The organism is Nocardioides sp. GCM10028917 (assembly GCF_042666175.1).
Classification (GTDB): domain Bacteria; phylum Actinomycetota; class Actinomycetes; order Propionibacteriales; family Nocardioidaceae; genus Nocardioides.
In genome coordinates this window covers 143,241-162,226 of record NZ_JBHTFL010000001.1, presented here as the reverse complement: position 1 = coordinate 162,226, position 18,986 = coordinate 143,241, and the positions used below count along the sequence as shown (strand labels likewise).

Annotated in this window: 12 protein-coding genes and 1 pseudogene; 3 read left to right on the top strand and 10 right to left on the bottom strand. The window is 65.9% G+C overall.

From position 1 onward, the window contains the following. Positions 1-298: 298 nt before the first annotated feature. Positions 299-703, bottom strand: coding sequence for a hypothetical protein (locus ACFQW6_RS00755; RefSeq protein ID WP_378540276.1), 405 nt, complete (start codon positions 701-703; stop codon positions 299-301). 323 nt (positions 704-1,026) lie between these two features. Here ACFQW6_RS00755 and ACFQW6_RS00750 point away from each other — a divergent pair, with 323 nt between their 5' ends. Further along, positions 1,027-1,482 carry a hypothetical protein gene (locus ACFQW6_RS00750; RefSeq protein ID WP_378540275.1) on the top strand — a complete coding sequence of 152 codons (456 nt, stop codon included), beginning with the start codon at positions 1,027-1,029 and terminating at the stop codon, positions 1,480-1,482. Positions 1,483-1,860: 378 nt separating this feature from the next. Continuing rightward, on the top strand, positions 1,861-3,606 hold the full coding sequence (locus tag ACFQW6_RS00745) for a tyrosine-type recombinase/integrase (RefSeq protein ID WP_378540274.1): 1,746 nt from the start codon (positions 1,861-1,863) through the stop codon (positions 3,604-3,606). Positions 3,607-3,681: 75 nt separating this feature from the next. Here ACFQW6_RS00745 and ACFQW6_RS00740 read toward each other — a convergent pair whose 3' ends face one another. The 3 genes from ACFQW6_RS00740 to ACFQW6_RS00730 form a co-directional block, all read right to left on the bottom strand. Next, positions 3,682-5,100 carry a hypothetical protein gene (locus tag ACFQW6_RS00740; RefSeq protein ID WP_378540273.1) on the bottom strand — a complete coding sequence of 473 codons (1,419 nt, stop codon included), beginning with the start codon at positions 5,098-5,100 and terminating at the stop codon, positions 3,682-3,684. Further along, a complete protein-coding gene (locus ACFQW6_RS00735; protein WP_378540272.1) occupies positions 5,093-6,604 on the bottom strand; it encodes a hypothetical protein in 1,512 nt (503 codons plus the stop codon). The genes ACFQW6_RS00740 and ACFQW6_RS00735 overlap by 8 nt, the downstream gene beginning before the upstream one ends. A gap of 767 nt (positions 6,605-7,371) precedes the next feature. Next, the gene (locus tag ACFQW6_RS00730) at positions 7,372-7,743 is read right to left on the bottom strand and encodes a hypothetical protein (protein ID WP_378540271.1); all 372 of its coding nucleotides are present in this window, start codon (positions 7,741-7,743) and stop codon (positions 7,372-7,374) included. Between the two features lie 165 nt (positions 7,744-7,908). Between ACFQW6_RS00730 and ACFQW6_RS00725 the strand changes: the two genes are divergently transcribed. Then, on the top strand, positions 7,909-8,361 hold the full coding sequence (locus tag ACFQW6_RS00725) for a hypothetical protein (protein ID WP_378541070.1): 453 nt from the start codon (positions 7,909-7,911) through the stop codon (positions 8,359-8,361). Between the two features lie 34 nt (positions 8,362-8,395). On the opposite strand, the pseudogene ACFQW6_RS00720 reads toward ACFQW6_RS00725, so the two are convergent. From ACFQW6_RS00720 to ACFQW6_RS00695, 6 genes and pseudogenes are all read right to left on the bottom strand, one after another. Further along, a pseudogene (locus ACFQW6_RS00720) lies at positions 8,396-8,704 on the bottom strand (DUF3263 domain-containing protein); the annotation flags it as partial. Between the two features lie 777 nt (positions 8,705-9,481). Then, complete coding sequence (locus ACFQW6_RS00715; protein ID WP_378540270.1) at positions 9,482-10,096, bottom strand: hypothetical protein; 615 nt, start codon at positions 10,094-10,096, stop codon at positions 9,482-9,484. A 460-nt stretch (positions 10,097-10,556) separates the two neighbouring features. Next, positions 10,557-12,332: an ATP-dependent endonuclease gene (locus tag ACFQW6_RS00710; RefSeq protein WP_378540269.1), complete on the bottom strand. Its 1,776-nt coding sequence runs from the start codon at positions 12,330-12,332 to the stop codon at positions 10,557-10,559. Between the two features lie 52 nt (positions 12,333-12,384). After that, on the bottom strand, positions 12,385-15,504 hold the full coding sequence (locus ACFQW6_RS00705) for a type I restriction endonuclease subunit R (protein WP_378540268.1): 3,120 nt from the start codon (positions 15,502-15,504) through the stop codon (positions 12,385-12,387). Then, positions 15,504-16,802 (bottom strand): restriction endonuclease subunit S, encoded by a 1,299-nt coding sequence (locus ACFQW6_RS00700; protein WP_378540267.1) that lies wholly within the window; start codon positions 16,800-16,802, stop codon positions 15,504-15,506. The genes ACFQW6_RS00705 and ACFQW6_RS00700 overlap by 1 nt, the downstream gene beginning before the upstream one ends. Beyond that, a complete protein-coding gene (locus ACFQW6_RS00695; protein WP_378540266.1) occupies positions 16,799-18,544 on the bottom strand; it encodes an N-6 DNA methylase in 1,746 nt (581 codons plus the stop codon). The genes ACFQW6_RS00700 and ACFQW6_RS00695 overlap by 4 nt, the downstream gene beginning before the upstream one ends. Positions 18,545-18,986: the final 442 nt, after the last annotated feature.

The window sequence follows — 18,986 nt, the reverse complement described above, 5'->3', positions numbered from 1 at the left end:
GTCCTACCAGTCCCGCTTCGGCGGGCCGTCCCGCAAGGGACCAAAGCGTCCGTTGGACTGGACGCTGTCGGTGACCCCCGGCAGTGCCTCGCACTGTCGGGGGTCTTGCCGTTCGGATGCTCGGGCGTCGCCACAACGCCAACCGCGCCGCTGTAGAACTGCTGAAGCAGCCTTGACGCTCGTGGCCGAAGTCGTACAGCTCGAGTGAGGCGGCAGCCAGGCACGTCGAGCTTCCGGGCGGCCGCCCATGGGAGGTGTCAACCACCTCTCGAGTGCAACATCCAGATCTCGTGCTCGCTTAGCGCGCACCCCACTCCGTCAGGATCCTCCAGGCCTCGAACTTCCAGGGCCCCAGCCTGTCGAGCACCCCAACGATGTTGAAGGGGCGGCCGACCGCCAGTGCGGCGGCGACCTCGAACAGGCGGTGCTCGCTACTGGACCAGGCGCGGCCGTTCTCATCCACGTCTGCAATCCATGCGTCCCAGTCGAGTTCGAGGTCCCAGACCCAGTCGCCTGAGTCAGCAAGGTGACCGTCACGCCGAGGTTCGGTGATCCACCGTGCGGCGTCGCGCAGCACCCTCTCGTTGGGGTCGAGCTCGAGTAGCGCCTTCGCGGCGAGCCAAGCCTTGTTGTGCACGCGGGAGAAGAACCTCTCCCAACTCGGAGATGCAGCGTTGGCTTCGTCACGGGAAAGAGACGGCATGGGTGCTCCTGGGTGAGTGTGGGGTTGCGGACCTTGTCCACCCGCACGGTGCCGCCGGAGGTTCCCTGTGCAATCGGTGCTCGACCTTGAGCCCGGTGACCCGCGGCTCGAATGAGAACGGGGCATAGCCGCACCGCACACACGTCGGGGAGAGCCTCAGTCGCCAACGGTTGAACGCCCGGTGTGCGCCGGGTCCCTACTTGCAGGTGCCCAGCCCATTCAGACCTCGACGCACATCACCCGTGCGCTGATTGTCGGTGCGTGCGCAATCGGGACCCTCCCTGATCAACGGCGCAAAAGGCGCCCCGAACCTCGGAGACACGATGAACACCACCACCACCACCACCAACGCCGCCACCGCCCTGGACGTGTTCCAGGCAGCCGCCTGGCTTGACGACCTCTGGAACAGCACGGCCCACGCACTCAGCGCCGACTTGATCAAGTGGCAGTGCACCACCTGGGGAAGCGGATTCGGCAGCCCCGACTGGACTGACACCGCCACCTTCGACGTGGTCGCTGCCGCGCTCGACCTGGTGACGTACACGAACGAGTTCGGCAGCGACGAGCTCATCGTGGAGGTCCCGCTGGAGCACTTCGAGCGGGTTCGCCAGATCATCGACGGGATCGGCGAGTGCAGCGAGGGCTGGCCGTGGCACGCCGAGGACGTTCAGGAACTCGGCTTCGAGGCCGTGCTGCGCGCGGCCGCCGACGCCCTGGGGATGACCGAGACGGCGATCCTCGCCAAGGAGGACCTGTGCAGCGTCCTCCGTCTCCGCTGAGACAGATCCCGACCGAACTGCGTCACCAGACCGGTCGCGTGATCACGCCCCGGCCTCCTGAGGCTTCGACGACGACCCCGACGCGAATGCGTCGGGGTCGTTTTGCGCGTGAGGGCAGCCCGCCGCCGGCCGGGTGCCTTTGACAGTGAACCGCCGCGGCGCACGACAGCTGGTGAGGACGTTCGCACGCCCCTGGTCTGCAGAAACGCTTGCCGGCGGGCCCTCGGCACGCACGGTGACTGTCAAGCGCCAAGCCCGCATACGGGTCTATTGCCGGATGGATCTTGACACCGACCGCCTTCGACTGTCGTGGCGCTCACCGCCGGCACGGTGAGCGCAGCTGCCGCACCCCGCGGCACCGGACCCGGAGGTCCCACCATGATGTCCCACACTCGCCCGAACCCGGCCCGCACGACCGCACCGACTTCGAACCGCCTCGTCCGTCCAGGCGCTCTGGTCGCGCTCCTGGCTCACGACGATGACGAGCACGACGTCGACCTGGAGGGTGTCGTCGAGATCGTCCAGGCCGAGATCGTCGACGGCACCGCGCCGTCCGAGGAGATGGCCCAAGTGCGAATCGACGCCCTGCTCGACGCGTTCCTCGACGAGGACGGGTCGCTGCTGGTGATCCCGCGCACCGGCCCCAGGACCCCGGACACGCCCGGTTCACGCCAGGCCGTGCGTCGCGCCATGCTCAGCGAGCTCCGCAGCAACGCGTGGGCCGACGGGACCCTCCACAACTACGGCCTGGGCGTGTCCGCCTGGCGAACATGGTGCGACGACCAAGGCGTGCCGGCGCTGCCCTTCGACCCCGTGCACGTGGCCAATCACATCATCGACTACGCCCTGGCCTGGGGGACGGACGACGCACCGCCCGTGGACGACGACGGGAACCTGATGCAAGCCGTGGCCGTCGCGACGGTCGAGAACCGGCTCGCGGCACTGAACAAGGCCGCAGAGTTCATGGGACTGCCCCGACCGGGGGACAACCACGGCGTCCGCGAGCTCGTGCGCGGACTACGCCGCACGTTCCTCACCGCGCCCACCCACCGCAAGGAGGCGCTGACGTTCGACTGCCTCGAACGCTGCCTCGTCGCCGCGGGCGGCGCGCGCCTGGTCGAGCTGCGTTGCCGAGCCACCCAGCTCCTGCGCGCACGCACAGCAGCCACCACGGGACAGCTTGCCAAGCTTCGGTGGCCCGACGTGCAGCTGGAACCGGACCGCGTCACTCTCGAGCTCGCCGCCGCCCACCGGCACGGCAAACCCACCACCGTCGAAGTCGTCGCGCACCGCACCAACAAGAACGTCTGCCTCGTCACCGCACTGCACGACCTGCGCGCCGCCGCCCACCACGCCGACGAGCTACTGACCAGTGACACTGGCAAGCCCCTCACCCGGCAGGCCATCCACCTGGCGGCACCCGAACAGTGGCACGAGCTGCCGACCATGACAGACCGTCAGCTCGCAGCGGTCGTGCCGGCGCGCAGCGACATCTCGCCGATGGGAGCGCGAGACCAAGCCCTCCTCCTGACCGGCTTCTGGTGCGCCCTGAGACGCAGCAACCTCTCGGCACTGAACTGGCGTGACCTCACCGACTACGGGACGGATGGCATCGAGGTCATCCTGCGCCGGTCCAAGACTGACCAGGAAGGCAAAGGCGCACGGTTGTGGGTGCCGGACGCGGCCGACGGTGGCATGGTCTTCGATCCGGCCCAGGCGCTGCGGGACTGGAAAGCGCTGCTCACCCGGCTCCTGGGCCGTGCCCCCGAGCCGTCGGAGCCCGTCTTCGCCCAGATGAACGGGGCGGGCACCCCGCTGCTCGACGTGCGCGGTCGACTGTGTCGTCTCAGCGGCGACGGCATCAACGATGTGGCGCAGCGTCTCGCCATCGCCGCGAACCTCACGACGCCGCCCGTCGCCGGGACTCGGAACCCCTACGGAGCGCACTCGTTGCGGGCCGGCTGGGTGACCGAAGCGGCCGCAGCCGGCTTCACGATCGACGAGATCATGGCCGTCACCCTGCACCGCAGCCCGGCCACCGTCGTCGTCTACATCCGGATGGCAGAGGCGCGGAAGCGAGGCACCTCGAGAAGGTTGCTGTCGGTTCTCAGCGGAGCCGCATGACGTGACGTGACCCCGGTTGCGGTGCCGCGACAGCGAGCGCCCGCCTAACGGCTGACGGAGACTTACGGCAGCCGGTCACCCGTTGAGTTCGAGCGTGCGGGACTCGTCGAAGGGGTCGGCGTGGCGCACGTAGATCTCGGCGGTGGCCGCCTTCACGTGGTCCGTCACGTCCGCGGCGATTTGGGAGTAGGACATGCCGGACCGGCGCGCCAGCGTGGCGGCCGTGACGCGGAGGCTCCTCGTCCCGACCCGGAGCTTGTCGTCGGTGTCGAGGTCGCAGTTGGCGACCAGAGCGCGCAGATTGCGGGCAGCGCCTGCACGGTTCAGCGCGGCGCCGTAGGGCGTTGCCGTCACCCACAGCGGGTCACTGTCCGCTGCGCCCTTGTGCCGTCGGGCAGCGAGGTGCAGGTCGAGTGCGCACGCGTCGCAGTAGGGCGGGCACCCGGTGCCGGCTTCACCCAGGTGGTCGTTCGACTTGTGGATCTCGCGTCTGGGGTGCCCTGAGCCTCTCGCACGTCGTCCGGACTTGTGCTCGGACGTTCTCGCCGTGTGCGCGTAACCCGTCGGTGTCGGTACCAGGTGGCCGATGGAGAGTCGCTGCATGGTGGCGTGACGGTGCGCCGTCGTGACGCCGAACAGGAGGTAGGCACGGGTCTGCACCACCATGAAGTAGTCGGGGTCGACGGACATCAACCACCAGATGCGGTCCTGTGCGGTGGCGGCACCCCACGCGGAGCGCCATGCTGCCGCCGACGCGGCGGCCTTGCTCGACCCGGGGGGTCGGCTGCGATCCCACGCCTGGCGCAGCATCCGGGAGTCGCGCACGCTGGGGCGTTCGTGCTCGTTGGTCTGGGGTTCGGCGAGCGGGTAGTCAGCGCACCCGCTCAGCGCTTCGACCAACGCGGCCACGAAGAGCGGTTGCCGGTGCCCGTCCAACAGGCGACGGGTGCCGTCCGGCCCCGTGACTACGACGCCATCGGCGCGGACCTCGAAGTCGTCTCGGTGTAGACGTTGGCACGGAGTGCCGTAGATCGTCGGGTCGATACCGAGAGCCCCGGCGACTGCGATGACGCCGCGCAGGCGGATCGTGCGCTGGTCGAGACCCTGCATCGGCTCACCCGCGACGGCGTCCTTGATGGTGCTCGGAGTCAGGGCCGGGCAGCGCTCAGGTGGTGCATCCGCCTCGTGACGGCGAACGGCCCGGATCCACGCCGCGTACCGAGTCCCGCGGGGGTCCTCGTAACCGAGGATCATCAGGTGTTGGGCGACACCCCGCGCATACTCAGTGCACGTGCCCGCGCGCCACGACAGCGCACCCCGGTTGGTGTGCAGAAACCGCAGAAGAAGCTGCTCCGGGTCCGGGGCGGCCGCCACGTCGATGCCGTTCGTCTCGGCCCATCGGCTGAGAAGAGAGGAGGTGAGACGGAGGTTGGCGTTCGGCGCCTCCGTGGTGAGGATGCTGGCCGCGCCCATGCGGTTGCGAGGTTCAGTCATGGCGGCCCTCCATGGCAGCCAGCAGTCGGCGGTTCACGTCCTGGGCGGACAGGCCGGCGAGGTAGCTGTCAAGGACGACGCCCAGATGACGGTGACGCAGCGCGTGAGAGATCTCCTCCACGCTCCAGCCGTCCATGCGCGCCTGCTCCGCGAAGCCCTTCCGGGTGCTGTACGAGGAGTACCGGGCCCCGTTGAGTCCACCGGCGAGCTGGACCAAGAGCCCCAAGTCGGACTTGGCGAGGTTCGTGCCACCCCCGGCGCCTTTGCCGGCATCGGCAAGGCCCCAGTCGTCGTCGCCGCGGGGCAACACGCTCATCCGAGTCAACAGGAAGCCTCCAGGGCCCCGCAAGGCATCCCGGATGCACAGGTACTCGGCCACGAACGACGCAGCCGAGCGTGAGTCCGCGGCATAGGGGAGCGCGCGTACAACGCGTTTGGCGCCAGATGGATCGTCCTTCGTGCCGCCGAGCTCGACGACCAGTCCGCGACCTTCAGGATCGCCGGCCACCGCTGTGCGCGGCAGACGCAACAAGTCGCCGCACATCCGGAACCCGCCCACCCATGCCAGCGCGACCCAGGCGCGGGCACGGACCCACCGGAGTCCAACCTCGCGACGACCAACGGCGAGTGCGATCGCTCGGCGGATCCCTGCGTTCTGGTACTGGGTGAGCGCCGATTTCGGGGCCACTGTGATGGCTGTCTTGCCGGGCCCCGGGGCTCGACGGGGCGGGGTGTGGATCAGACCGCGCCCCCCGTCGAGCGCCGCGATCTGTTTGACCAGCTGATACATCGCCGTCGCCATGCTGCCGTGGCTCGCCGCGGCCAGCAGAGCGCCGTCGCCGTTGTGTGACAGCACGACCCTTCGGACGACGCAGGCCGTGCAGTCCCATGGCACGCCCGCGACTCGCGCCTCGTGGTCGCACGCGATCACCTGGCCCGCGAGTCGGACACCTTCGCCGACGAGTTCGGTCTCAGCGACCCCAAAGCGCGCCAGTTCAGGGCCGGCCCACCCGTGGTCCCACGCCAGGAGCGCCGCCGCGATCCGAGCATCGATCCGGCTGTCCCGCGGAGACTCGGCGGCCAACATCGACACAAGATCGTCCCGGAGAAGTGGCCGCACCTGCCACTGCTCGAACGCTTCCGGATGCTGCGCCTTTGCCTTCCCCGCGCTGACCCCCACTGCCTTCAGCAGCGTGGCCCAGTCGCCGGCATGCTGTACCCGCTTGCAGGCAGGGACGAGGTTGGCTTGGGAGTAGCGGGCCGTGACCGCGGCGACGATGGCGTCGAAGTGCGCGCGACCGTACGAATGACCGTCCAGACGTAGGGTCGTCACTAGGTCGACGAACGTCTCATACGGCGCCGCCATCGGGTCCACGCCGTGGTCGGAGCAGTGTTGCTCCCACAGTCCCCAGTTCTTCGTGTGGTTACGCGTCGTGCCGGGTGCCAGCGAGAACTGCGCGACGAATTCGTCGATGTCGTTGTCCAACGCAGACCAGTCAGTCACGACGGGTGGGCTGTACGAGGGCGGTCGTCCCGGAGGCTTGGGGAGGGAAGAGGGCGGCACCACCAGGACTGTTCGGAGGCGCGAGGGTAACGCCGCCATCTGCTGCGGAGTCCGAGACGAGCGTTCGACGGTCCTGGCGCGACACTCCTTCCGGACCGGACACTCGTCGGTCCGATCGGACACTCACCGAAGGTCGAAACTCCGAGCGGGACACTCCTTGGTCTAGAACTGACGATCGCATAGCGGGCCCCGGCGCTCAGGCGGGTCGCCACAACGCAGAGACGCCGTAGGGTCCGAGGGATGCGTCAGTCTGGGGTCCTCCGGCGACCCACATTCACCCCAGGTCGAGCGCGGCCTGGCGACGCTGGGCACGGACACCTCGCGCGAGGAGCAGGAGCTGCTCACCGCTGCGACCATCGCCTACGCCGAGCTGACCATCACCATGGCCTGCGGCGAGAACTGCTCGTACGTTCCTGGCGCGACGTACCGGGACTGGCCGTATAGGACCCAAAGGGTCAGGACGACGCGACGGTGCGACGCATCCTGGCCCACGTCCATCAACGGGTGCGCAACCTAGTGATTGAGCTTGTGCCGGACCTCGACCTGCCGCCGTCGGTGCTGCGTCGCCGGCCGGCCACCACCAGAGCTCAGCGGAGGTACAAACCTCGGTACACATTCCTATACTTTGCTGAAGTGTAGGCGCGGATAGCCTCGCGCGGCGCGGCTCATCCTCTGCCCGCTTGCGGAACGCACCCGCCTAGCAACTCTCAGGCGGGCGAGAGCAGTGACGCTTCGGCCCACATCTCCATGACGACCCAGGAGGTGCCGGTTTCGTCGGGTGCGGCGACGATGATGAGGCCGTCGTAGTGGTCGCCCGCGATGCGGCGCCACCTGAGCAGCAGAGCGGGTTGTCGCCCGTACGGGCCGTCGTACCAGCAGTGCTTGATGGACGGTGGCGGCGGTCCCGGCGAGGCCGGTCCCGGAGGTGGGGCTGCCCAGGGTGCGGGAGCGTTGGGTCGCTTGCCGTGAAGGTCGGCGGTGCTGTGACCAGAGGTTGCGGAGCTCATCTGGCGTGCTCGGGTGTTGGCGACGCGTTCGGCCAGTGTCTCGCGGCCGAAGGCGCCATCCTTGCTGCCCATCCCGCCGGCCACACCCACCCTCTCGCACGTCGAACGTGTGTTCGCCCAGCATACTGCGACGGGTCGCGCGCCTCGGCGGCAGGCGAAGACCGGCACTCTTGTCGCGCGGCACGCGGCCGGTGTGGAGAACGGTTTGGAGCCGGCTGACCTGGGTAGCGTGCTGTCATGTCAGATCGGGCTGGCGAGTGGGTCACCGTCAGGGAGGCTGCCCTCCTGCTAGGTGTGCACTACTCGGCGGTCCCGAAGATGGTGCGCCGCGGGGACCTGTCGCCTCGGCCCAACAAACGTCCAAGCTTGTCGCGTCAGGCGGTGCTCGAATTGCGTGATGTTCGCGCTGAACGAGCTCGTCTGCGCGCGCTGCCGCCGCCTCCAAAGGCGCCGCCTGCGCCACCGGATGACGAGCACGAGTGGGTCGACGCTGCCGCGGTTGCTGCACATCTGAACGTCGGCGCTGCGGCCGTCCACCAACGCGCTCGCCGTGGCCGGTTGCCGTTCACGCTGGGCTCGGACGGCCGCACGCGGTTTTTCCGGATCGACCTCGTGGAGATGGCGGTTCGCGCACAGGAAGCGACACGGACCAAAGCAATCGCCGACGGGCCCGCCAGCGTCGCCGGTTAGCTGCCGCGGCCTTCGCGTGAGCGCTGCGCTGACCTTGGCGCCTCGCGCGGATGCGGCGAAGCGGGTTGACGGTGGCCGGGTCGGCGGTGAGGGCAGCTGGCGTGTCAATGATGGCGTTGAGGACTTGGTAGTAGCGCGGACCCCCCGACCCGGTCGTGGATGGTCGCGTCCTTGGCCCCGCGGTACTTCCAGAACTCGCTCGAACTCGAACACCGCCGCCTCCACGTCGGTGAGATCGGGCGGCTCTGCCGCGATTGCCTCGCGCATCTGCTCGGACAACTCGCTGGGCTTGTAGCCGGCACGACGAACCGTGTGGGTTGAGGTAGCCCTTGTCGGGGCTCATGCCTCCTGAGCGCACTTGTGCAGACGCGTGTGCACAAGTTCGAGCGCTGCCACTCTGCCCACCGGGGTGCCTGCATCTCGTGAGGTCGACGGGACGCCGGGCGCACACGAGCCGCTGAGGCGGGCATGCGTTTCAGCCACCAGCGCGTTCGAGCTGCTCGACCTCGGCCAGGAGCACCAAGACCGACTCAGCAAGTTCCTGCGCCACATCGCGCGGGACCGCCTCACCCTCAGTCAGTCCGAGTTGGTCGACCCAAGTCGCGCGACGTCGCCAGCGGGTCCGCTGCTCAGCAGTGCTCATGCCATCTCCCATTCCAGGTCACGCTCCCCCCTATGCGATTGAGGTGTGATAGCAGGGGGAGGGCGGGTCCGCGCAGATGCAGATCCTCGCGAACCCACTCACGTCGCCTACGGGATTGTCCTTTGGTCGCACGCACTGCGGCGCTCAGCGCACACGCGGAGTCCGAGGTCCTACCCCAGCAAGTCAGCCGGCGTGCAGCCAGCCGCTGCCGCCAGCTCAGCGACTGTCGTGGGTAGATCGAAGGCAAGCAGGTAGTAGATGAAGAAGTGTCGGGGCCACCCGTCCTGCTCACAGTCGTGATGCGCGCCAAGAACTCGGTACCAGGCTCCTCGCCCAAGTCGCGCGTCCACACCAGCGACCCAACGAGGAGCGGGTGCGGCAACTTTCGGTTCGGGTCGTCGAAAGAGAACGCCCGCCACCCGCGCGGGTCCGGTGTGAAGGAGTCGTCCGCGATGAGGACGTGAAACGGGCGGCCGGTCAGTGGTCGTCCCAGCCGCGGATGGACACGTCATTGCCGGAGGCGAGCATCTTGGTGAGCATCGTGTTCAGACGCACGGCCGCGGCGACTGCCTGCGTCGGATCGCTGACGTTGTTCGGTACGCCGGTGACGACGACCAAGCGCCCGTCTCGTTCGACGGCTACGGCGCGGTGGGTGGGCTCTTCACTGTGCGTGGGCTGCCGGAACGTCACGACGACCCGGATGTCTTCCCAAGCTGCCGACTGGTCCAGCAGTTCGAGCCTCAGGATGACTGCGCTGGCGAGGGACCCCGACCGACCGATGGTGCACCTGAGACCCGGGGCGATGCGGTCTTGTATGACTCGTGCGAGGGGAAGGATCGTCCAGTTGTACCCCTCGTCGTCCTCCATGTTCAGGTCAGTGTCGATGTGCAGGAACTGGAAGTCGTCTTCGCCCACCCGCAGCCGTCGGATCTCTCGCGCGAGGAGCAGAACCGCAACGGCTTGCTCGCTGACCACGCCTTCGACGAGCCCTTCCTCTCCGAACTCGAGGATCATGCGCGCGGTGGACTCCCAGCCTGCGGAACGCTCGGCAACGACGCCTTGAAGCTGGGCATCAGTAGTGCGCTCGGACACGCCGACCAGTGTGCCCGACCGGCCGGACACCGCACTGGTCCACCCGGCACCAGCGCGCGTTGCCGAATGGTTGCAGGCACGGCCCGGCGAGGTTGGGTACACGTGCTCACGGTCGCGCGTCTTGTCTCGCGGCCGGTGCTATCACACCTCAATCGCATAGGGGGCACGCTCCTATGCGACACCGTCCCACGGGAGAGCCGCACTTTCCCCGGCCCGCGTTCACGTCGAGTCCTTTGCGCCGGGCTCCGAGGCGCTTCCTGGGGCGAGCAGCCGCACCGCGGTCGTGCCGCCGCACCCGAGCTCGAGGGCTTCCCCGAAATCAGTCCCTGAGCGTGTGCACGTGACTCCGGGTAGGTCCGAGCATGGCCGCCGCACACGCCAGGCGCCGAGTTTGCGTACGTCTGCCTTCAATCTTCTACCTGAGATCGCTCACCAAGATCGAAACTGCGACGGCGGCCCGTCATGGTGATGCGAGCGGTGCTTCTTGTGCCAGGACTTCGGCCGGCGCCTCTTCAGCCGAAGCTTCGGACCCTGGCTCTTGGGCCAGGGCTTCTGCCAACCTCCGTACTGACTCAACGGCCAGGTGGGGACTCACCGTTGTGAGCACCGCTCTGTTCAACCCGCGGCCCTCTTGGATCAGTGCCTTGAGCTGCTTTAGGGTCTTCTTGCCATGGCGGTAGCGTTCCGGGCTCTCGTCGTAGATCGCCGCGGTCTCAATCGCCACCGTGCCGGGGCTTGGCGCTTTCTCACCTGTACGGCGCGCCGCCCTGTTGGCGGATTCGGTTTGAGCGTTGATCATCGTCTTCAATGAGTGTTCCCGAGCTTCGCTTGTCGCGGTCGCGATGAGCTCAGCTAACTCGGGCTGACTCAACTCAGGGTAGACGTCGTGCAAGTAGGCAGGCGACAGGAAGTGGCTCTCTACATCAGTTCCAGCGGTGACGAGTACAGAGAGCCCGAGCGCCTCCAACTCCATTGTGAAAACGTCCACCTCCTCGTCCGTCATGTAGTCCCGGTCTCTGTGGACTAGGACCTTAGTGCCGGGCGCGGTGTCAAGGATGAATCGCCCTAACAACTTTGCGGAATCGAGCTTGCTTGACGAGGCGTACGACCAAACGTCGTAGTCCTCGTCCGAGAGACCCGACGAGAGGAGAAGTGTCCTCAACCCTTGGGTATCGGTGTCCTCGGTGATGACAACTACGGGCGTCGCGCCGTTCCGCAGTCGGTCACCCGCGTCCAGCGCGCCCAACTCGAGGAGAGCACTGACGGTGTCGAATTTTTCATCACGCCGTTCGCCATTACTAAGCCAGTGAACGCCTGCTTCCAAGCGCCCAAACTCGTCCATGAAGTGACGAGAGTGGGTGGACATGAGAACCTGAAGATCTTGCATCTCAGTCAACTTTGCGAGGAGTCTGGCCAGTTTGCGCTGGTTATCCGGGTGCAGGTGAGAATCGGGCTCGTCGAGGATCAGCAACCGCGGCTTGTAGACGCCGATGTAGGACAGCGCTTGGATAGCTTGGAGCACTCCAGTCCCGCTGGAGTCAATCGGCAGGGTTAGGCCAGCCCTCTTCACCCAACCGTTGATGTGCTCTCCGGTGTCATGATCGAAGCCAATGTCAACTTCTACATCATGAAACACTTCTTGCAGAGAGGAGTGGAATTCCTCCCATGCTACGGCGTCTTCCTTGAGTGTCAGCAGAACGTTTCTGAACACGCTGTTCGCATCGCCTCGGGCCGCCGCCCTTCGTACTATGCCACGAGCACGGTATTCCTCCACGGACGGAATTCCGGCGAGACCCGGGGCAACCACGCTGAATGGTTCGTCGAGGTCGCTCAGGCGTTTGCCAAGAGCCTCACCTGAAACACGAACGGAGATGTTCTTGTTCTTGCCTCGGCTTACCAGGATGTCGGCAGTCCCAAGAACGTCGTCAGAGAGTTCTACCCTGATGGCAGTGGTGGCCTCTTGCTTCAGCCGCCCACCTAAGGACAGAGCGTGTACGTCCCGCAGGGGCGTGTAGATCAGCTGCTCTGTAGAGAGCGTGCCGCTCCTTTCGCCGTTCGACCACCGTGAGACGTTGTCAAGCTCGAGACTCTGGCACACAGAGGTCGCGAACTGGATGGCGTGAAGGACGCTGCTCTTCCCTGCATTGTTTGGTCCCACCAATAGAGTCAGCCCGTCCAATTTCAACGTCATGTCTTCGACAGACTTGAACCGTTGAATTCGCACCGTGGTAATCAAGTTGCTCCCATCTTGCTGCCACAAGCTTCTTGGCACATTGCAATTGAAGGTGTCATGCGTGCGCGTCGACCGCGGCTTCGTAGAAGGCGTCTGCCAGGGCGATGACGACGCCGTTGATCCCGGGGCCGTCGCTGAAGAAGTAGTCGGCCATGGTGTTGTGGGCGCCTTGGTTGTCGATGACCGCTTCGGTGACCGCTGACTGGAAGTCCTGGGACTCCAAGAACTGCTTCTTGGAGTTCACCTGGGTCTGCTTGACCAGATCGGGGTAGGCCAGCAACCGTTGAACCAGGCCGTTGACGAACTCCCGAATCTGCGACTCGGTGAATGCCTCGGCGCCGAAGAGGTCGTTCATCTTGTCGATGACGACCTGGAGGGCGACGTACTTCGGTTCCTTCTTGGTACCGGTGCCGGCGGCGCTGATGCCCTTCAGTTGCCCGTCCCCGGTCAGGGAGATGTCGACCCGAGTGCTTTTAGTGTGCTTGACGCCGACCAGGACGACGTCCGAGAGGTCGACCTCTGCTGCCCAGGAGGTCTCGTCGATAACCCGTTCGAGGAGGCGCAGGTAGATGGAAAGCATCTCCAGGTAGGGGTCGCCGTAGTCGACGATCTGACTCATGAAGTCGTAGAGCCGCACGTAGGTGGAGACGTCCTTGCGGAACAGGTCGAGGGCGTTGAGGGTGACCTTGTCCTCCTCCTCGAGCGCTCGGGCGTAGCGGCGTGCAAAGTCGTGCTGGGCCGGACTGATGGCCGCGGAGAGCGCGTTGTTGCCCTTGCGGGTGACCCACAGTTCGGCGACCTTGCGAGCCTGGTCCTCGGTGTAGATGCCGGCCTGGGCGAGTTTGGTCGAAAGGTGCACCACGACGTAGGGGTCGGTCTCGGTCTCCAGGGTGGCGTTCTTGAAGTAGGGCTCGAACGCGGCCTTGATGTCCTCGGGCTTGTTGACGAAGTCGATGACGAACGTCTTGCGCTTCAGCTCCCCGCTGGCGGTGCGGTGGGTGCGGTTGAGCCGCGACAGCGTTTGCACGGCGGTCACGCCGGAGAGCTTCTTGTCGACGTACATCGCCGAGAGCAGGGGCTGGTCGAACCCGGTCTGGAACTTGTTGGCGACCAGCATGATCTTGTAGGTCTCGCCCTTGAACGCTGCCGCCAGGTCGGCGCCAGCGCCGGGGTTCATGTTGGCCTCGGTGAACTCGTCGTCCTTGTCCGGTGCCGGACCCCAGTCGGGTGCCCAGATCTCGTCCTCGTCCATCCGCACTCCGCCGGAGAACGCGACCAGGGTCCGGTAGTTGTAGGAGGCGTCCTCGGCGGCGCGCTTGGCGATGTAGGCGTCGATGGCCTTCTTGTACTTCACCGCGGCCTTGCGGGAGTCCGTCACCACCATCGCCTTGGCCTTGCCCTCCAGCAGATGGGCGACGTTGGCGTGGAAGTGCTCGACGATGATCTTCACCTTCTGGCTGATGTTGGTGGGGTGCAGCCGCACCCACCGCATCAAGCCCTTGCGCGCCGCACCCTCTTCGACCTCGCCGTCGCTGTTGGCGTTTCCGGCGATCTTCAGGGCGGTCTCGTAGGCCTGGTAACCCTTGAGGACGTCGAGGATGTAGCCCTCCTCGATCGCCTGCTTCATCGAGTACAGGTGGAACTCGCGCGGCTTGCCGTCGGGCCCCTTGCGGCCGAACAGCTCCAAGGTCTTGTTCTTCGGGGTCGCAGTGAAGGCGAGGTAGGAGATGTTGGGCGACTCGGCCCGTTCGGTCATCTCCGCGGCCAGGATCGTCTCGACGTCGACCTCGCCGCCGTCTTCGATTTCCCTGACCTCCTCCGCGGTCAGCACCTGCTTCAACCTGGACGAGATCTGCCCGGACTGCGATGAGTGCGCCTCGTCGGCGATCACGGCGAACGTCTTGCCCTTCAGCGAGAAGTCGTCCCTCATGCTCTTCAGCACAGCCGGGAAGGTCTGCACGGTCACCGCGATGATCAGCTCGCCGGTCTCCAACGCGGAGGCCAAGAGACTTGACTTCGACGTCAGCCCAGCCTTGCGGACGTCCTCGGGGCTGATGGTCGCCACGATCTTGTTGCCGTCAAGCTGACGGATGGCGTCTTGGAGCTGTCCGTCGAGCACGGTCCGGTCCACGACCACGATGACGGAGTCGAAGACCTTCTTGTTGTCCACGTGCAGCCGGGCCAGCCGGTGCGCGGTCCACGCGATCGTGTTGGTCTTCCCCGACCCGGCGGAGTGCTCGATCAGGTACCGCTGCCCGACCCCCTCCTCGGTGACCGCGGCGACGACGTTGGTGACCGCCTCCCACTGGTGGAACCGGGGGAACAGCATGTTGGTGCGGCGCACCGAGGTTCCGGTGGCGACGTCCCACTCCTCCTTGGTCTCCACGAGCATCAGCCGGCCGATGATGGTGAGCCAGTCGTCCTTCTCCCACACCCGCTCCCACAGGTAGGCCGTCGCCGACCGCCCGTCCGCACCGGGCGGGTTGCCGGCACCGGCGTCGTAGCCGATGTTGTACGACAGGAAGTGGGTCTTCTCTCCCTCCAGCTTGGTGGTCATCGCCGCCAGGTCGTTGGAGACCGCGAAGTGCACCAGTGCCCGGTGTCCGAACGACAACAGCGGCTCCGGTCGACCGTTGGTGATCGGGTGGCGGTCCTTGCGGTACTGCTGGATCGCCTTATCCAGCGATTGGGTGAAGTGCGTCTTCAGCTCCACCGTCGCCACCGGCAGCCCGTTGACGAAGAACACCAGGTCGATGCTGCGCTGGTCGGCGGTCGAGAAGTGCACCTGTCGCATCACCCGGACCCGCATCGCCGCGTAGTGGGCGTTGGTCGTCTCGTTCAACGTCGTCTCGGGCCGGAACTGGGCCATCTTCAAGCGGCCACCGCCGATGAACTGCACCCCGTTGCGCAGGATGTTCAACGTGCCGCCGCCATGCTCCAATGGCTTGTCCAACGCCGTGGTCAGCACATCGAGAAACTTTGCCTGCGATCCGGCTGCCTTCAACGCCTTCTCGTACGCCGTCCTTTGCGTCTCCTCCAACCACGCGAACAGGTCCTTGGGGAAGATTGCCCGCTCCCGGTCGTAGCCGGTGTCATTGGTCGAGTACAGCCACCCATGCGCTGTCAGTTGTTCGCAGATCTCCGTCTCGAAGACAACCTCGTTGTGGTCGTTCATCAGGCTGCCGTCCGAACGTCGACTTGCCCCGTTACTGCCGCAGTGATCAGGGCTGCCCTGCGCTCCTTCGAGAGCTCAATGAACCGCTCGCTCTGGGCCATTATCGCGTCAATCTTCGGCGTCTCCTGATCGAGGAACTTCACGATCTGGCGCTGCTCGCCAAGAGGCGGTAGGGGGATGCGGAAGGCTTTGAGGTCACCCATGCCGATCGTGCGAATGGTGGACCCGTTCTGGAAGGAGCCGAAGAAGGGCTGCATGGCGTCTGCAAAGAGGACCCAGAGGTACTCCGGATCGAGCAGTGGGCCGCACACCCAGGCGGCGAAGTGCTGCGACGTCGCCATCGGGACACCCATGATCGCCGTGCGGCCGACCGTCGCGTCCCGGGAAAGAACGACTGTGCGTGCGGGCAGCAGCCGCGCCGAGCTGTTGGCGATCCCCGCATCACTGATGTGCTGGGCGGTGTCGTTGAGGTACTTGATTCCTTGCATGTTGCCGACGTCATGGAGGCTCACCCAGGGAATGTAGGTGTCAGTCCACCAGTCCTCTCGGGTCCGGCTAGGCGTGTGCCCGCTTTCGAGCTGCGCAACTGCCGTCAGCGGGACGACACCCCAGTGCGCCGGAAGTTGTCGCGCCCACGGCAGGGGACTGTCGACCTGGCTGACATGAGCCGTTCCGTACACAGCGGCGTTCACCCGAAGTGCGTGCCGCCGCTCGCGGAGCATCTCGATCAGGCGTTCCTGCTCCCCGATGAGGATGTCGATGCGGGCGGTCTCGCGGTCGAGGTAGTCGGCGATAGCGCGCTGCTCGTCGAGCGGCGGCAACAACAAGGGCGTCTTGGCGAGCTTGTCTGCAGTGAGGTGCGGCATCGAGACAGCGTTGGCGTAGGCACGGATGAAGCCGCTGGCGCGGAGGGCGATGAGGTAGTACGCAATGAACCGCCCATCGAAGCCGCGATGTGGGCGCAGCCGGATGATGGAGTTCTGAAATCCCCAACCGGGAAGGTCTTCGGCCATGTAGGCAGCGCGACCGAAACCACCCTGGCCCCCTTCAACAACCACGGCGTCACCGGCGCGGAGATCAAGCTGTTCCAGCTCCGGCTCGCCGAACCACATCTCGTTGACGCTGTCGAGAGCGAGCGCTCCGTCCGGTTGCACGTTGGCGGCCCGCATGTAGGGCGCGATCACGTCACTGCCGGAGTTCTTTGTCTGCAGCATCTTGCCTAGGGTGACGGTTGCAGCATTCTTGATCCTCCCCTCGCGCCAGCCCTTCGGCAGCGTCTCCCAGAGGGGCCCGGTCACCCCTCAACCTCCCGGAGCAGGTCGAGAATTGTGGCGACCTGTTTCTCCAGGTCGGCATCGATCTCGGCAAGGGGACGCGGTGGGACGTACTTGTAGAAGTGTCGGGTGAAGGGGATCTCGTAGCCCGTCTTGGTCTTGGCCCAGTCAACCCAGGCATCGGGGACGTGCGGCTTGACCTCGGTGTCGAAGTAGGCCTGGATGGCCTCGGTCCTGCCGGCGGCGCCAGCGGGGGAGCCGCCGTAGGTGAAGGGCACATTCTCGGTGTCGCGCATCTTGCTGTCGGGCTTGCGCTTGCCGTTGCGGTCCTCGACCGGGTTGCCGTCCTCGTCGAGGAGCGGACGCTCGACCGTGACGGTCCAGTAGCCGAAATCGTCGTTGGACAAGACCTTGGAGTAGTCCGTGTCAGCGTCAGTGAAGTCGGCGTACAGGCGAAGGACCTCAGCGCGGTCGGCGTCGCTGATCTCGCGCCCCTTGGACCCGAGGTTCTTGCGCATCTTGGTCCAGAACGAGGTGCCGTCGATGAGCTGGACCAGACCCTTGCGGTCGGGGTGCTTGCTGTTGTCGAGGATCCAGATGTAGGTGGCGATGCCGGTGTTGAAGAACATGTTGGTCGGCAGCGCGACGATGGCCTCGACGAGGTCGTTCTCCAGCAGCCACTGGCGGATGTTGGAGGGGCCGGACCCGGCGCCTCCGTTGAAGAGGGGTGAGCCGTTCATCACGATTCCGACTCTGCCGCCACCATCCTCGCGTGCCCGCATCTTGTGGGCCAGGTGGAGCAGGAAGAGCATCTGTCCGTCGGAGGTGGCCGGGAGGCCCGGCGCGAAGCGGCCGTAGGGGCCGACTTCGTCGCGTTCCTTAGTGATGGCCTTGGCGTACTGCTTCCAGTCGACCCCATACGGTGGGTTGGACATGCAGAAGTCGAACCGGCGTTCCGTGAAGGCGTCGTCGGTGAGGGTGTTGCCAAACGCGATGTTGGTCGCGTCGTGGCCTTTGGCGAGCAGGTCTGACTTGCAGATCGCGTAGGACTGGGGGTTGTACTCCTGGCCGTAGAGGGTGAGCCGTGCATCGGGGTTTTGGGCCAGCAGATGCTCCTCGGCCAAGGAGAGCATCCCGCCGGTGCCCGCGGTGGGGTCGTAGAGCGACCTAACGATGCCGGCCCCGGTCAGGTCGGCGTCCTTCTCGGCGAAGAGCAGGTCCACCAGCAGCTTGATCGCATCGCGCGGTGTGTAGTGATCGCCTGAGGTCTCATTCGCGGCTTCGTTGAACCTGCGGACGACGTACTCGAAGGCGTCCCCCATGTCAGAGTTCGACACCTTGTCCGGGTGCAGGTCCACGGCCTCGAAGGACTTGACGATCTCCCGTAGAAGACCGGCCTTCTCGAGGTCGAGGATCTCCTTCTTGAAGTCGAAGTAGTCGAACACGTCGACGTCTGCGGAGAACCGGTCGACGTAGTCGGTGAGGTTGTCCGCCAGCCCGTCGGCGTCGGCAAGCAGGTTTGCGAAGGAGTAGTTCGAGGTGTTGTAAAAGGGTCGGCCGGTGGCCCTGGTGACTTCGACCTTGAGCCGGTTGGGGTTGTCGAACTTCGCAGCCAGTTTCCGAACGGTGTGGCGTTCGGGCTCGAGGATGCAGTCGAGGCGTCGCAGGATGGTGAACGGCAGAATCACCGTCCCGTACTGGTTGGGGCGATAGGGGCCTCGGAGCTGGTCGGCGATGGACCAGATGAAGGTGCCGAGCGCGCTCATCGAGTCGCCACTCTGCCCGTTGCGCCGGCGACCCTTCGCCGCTCAGTTAGCTGCACATGACTGGCGTCTTCCCGGGGCGGCATGGGTTCATCTTGGCTCATCGTATTGCCGCTGGCAGCCGAAGCTGGCGAGAACGAACAGGTGGCGCGCTCGTGCCGCACTTGTCGGCTTCACCCGAACGCGGCCAGAGGCCGCGGCCGGACGACCAAATGAGGTGTTCGACTCGCGTCCTGGGGACCACGGCGTTCTTCTACACCTGTGGCTACTTCGCCAAAGGGATACGGTCTGTCCACAGGGACTGGGCCCCGCGAATCGACGCATCGGAGAGGTCTCCGCTGGCGAACCACCGCTGCAGAGGGCTGGGCGGTGTGACTCGATCCGGCCCCTGCAGACGGCGCGCGGACCGGGAAGCCAAGGTGCTGGACCTGCGTTCGATGCACGT